We start from the raw sequence: 1169 nt of genomic DNA, 5'->3' as shown, positions 1-1169 counted from the left end.
CGCGCAGTTCCCCGCGCCCTGGGAGACGCGGCACCGGGCGCCGGGCACTGGGCGCGGACACCGGGCGCCGGACACGGCTCCCGGTTACCCCGCTATCCTCCGCGCCTCCGCCACGGCCTCGGCCAACGTGTCCACCACCGGCACCCCCACTCCCTCCAGACTCTCCCGGCTGTGCGAGCCCCCGCTGTACAGCACAGCCCGCGCCCCCACGTACCGCGCGGCGACCGCGTCGTCCGCCGCGTCGCCGATCACCACGGTCCGCTCCGGCTCCGCCGCCCCCGCCAGCGCCTCCAGATGCCGCACCATGTGCTCGGCCTTGCTCCCGCCGGACGGCCCCGTCCGCCCGTCGACCCGTACGAAGTGCGCCTCGATCCCGAAGCCCCGCACCAGCGGCACCAGTTCCTCGTGCCCGTACATGCTCAGCAGCGACTGGCTGTGCCCCGCCGACCGCCATCCGACGAGCAGGTCCTCCGCCCCCTCGGTCAGCCCGCACCGCACCCGGTGCTCGGCGTAGTACCGGTGGAAGACCCCGTCCATCAGCTCCCACTCGGCATCGGTCGGCAGCCGGCCGATCAGCCGCTCGTAGAACTTCGGCACCGGCACGCAGTACAGCGCCCGGTACTGCTCCAGCGTGATCGGCTCGAGCCCCAGCTCGGCGAAGGCCGCGTTCGTCGCCCCGATGATCGCGTCATTGTCGTGGAACAGCGTCCCGTTCCAGTCCCAGACGATGTGCGCGCTTGCGTGCATCCCCATGTCCAAGACCGTACCCGCCGCCACTGACACTCAAGGCACCGTCCGACCGGCCCGGGTCAGCTCTGCCCGACCAGGTTGGGGATCTCCTGCGTGGCGAACCACAGCAGCTCGTGGTCGTCCGCCCCGTCCACGACGAACTGCGCGTCGTCGTCCCCGCCGTCCGCCGCCTCCAGCGCGTCCGCCGCCGCGGCCACGTCCGGCTCCGCGTCCTCGGCGTCGACGTGCACGGAGGCCGCCTTCGCGAGCGGCACCGCGGCCGTCACGGTGACCTCGCCGAGGGCGGACGGTTCCAGGCCGCGGTCGGGGTCGACGCTCGCGGCGCCGTCGGGCACGTCCACGGCGACCACGACCCGGCGCCGTACCGCGCCCGGGTCCGCCGCCAGCAGCCGCAGCGAGGCCAGCGCGGCCCGGCCGAG

2 protein-coding genes are annotated in these 1169 nt (G+C 74.4%); both read right to left on the bottom strand.

From position 1 onward, the window contains the following. Window positions 1–84 precede the first annotated feature (84 nt). Window positions 85–753, bottom strand: a complete 669-nt coding sequence (locus CCN44_RS42140; protein ID WP_059255021.1) for an HAD family hydrolase — start codon at window positions 751–753, stop codon at window positions 85–87. Between the two features lie 56 nt (window positions 754–809). Then, window positions 810–1169 (bottom strand): DUF6912 family protein (locus CCN44_RS42135; RefSeq protein ID WP_107502188.1); only part of this gene is annotated, 360 nt, incomplete at its 5' end.

Source organism: Streptomyces tricolor, assembly GCF_002155905.1.
GTDB classification, from domain to species: domain Bacteria; phylum Actinomycetota; class Actinomycetes; order Streptomycetales; family Streptomycetaceae; genus Streptomyces; species Streptomyces tricolor.
This window is presented reverse-complemented; position numbering and strand designations above follow the sequence as displayed.

Excerpts from the sequence above, each read along its gene's own strand:
- CCN44_RS42140 (WP_059255021.1), bottom strand. The coding sequence starts at position 753 with ATGGGGATGCACGCAAGCGCGCACATCGTCTGGGACTGGAACGGGACG.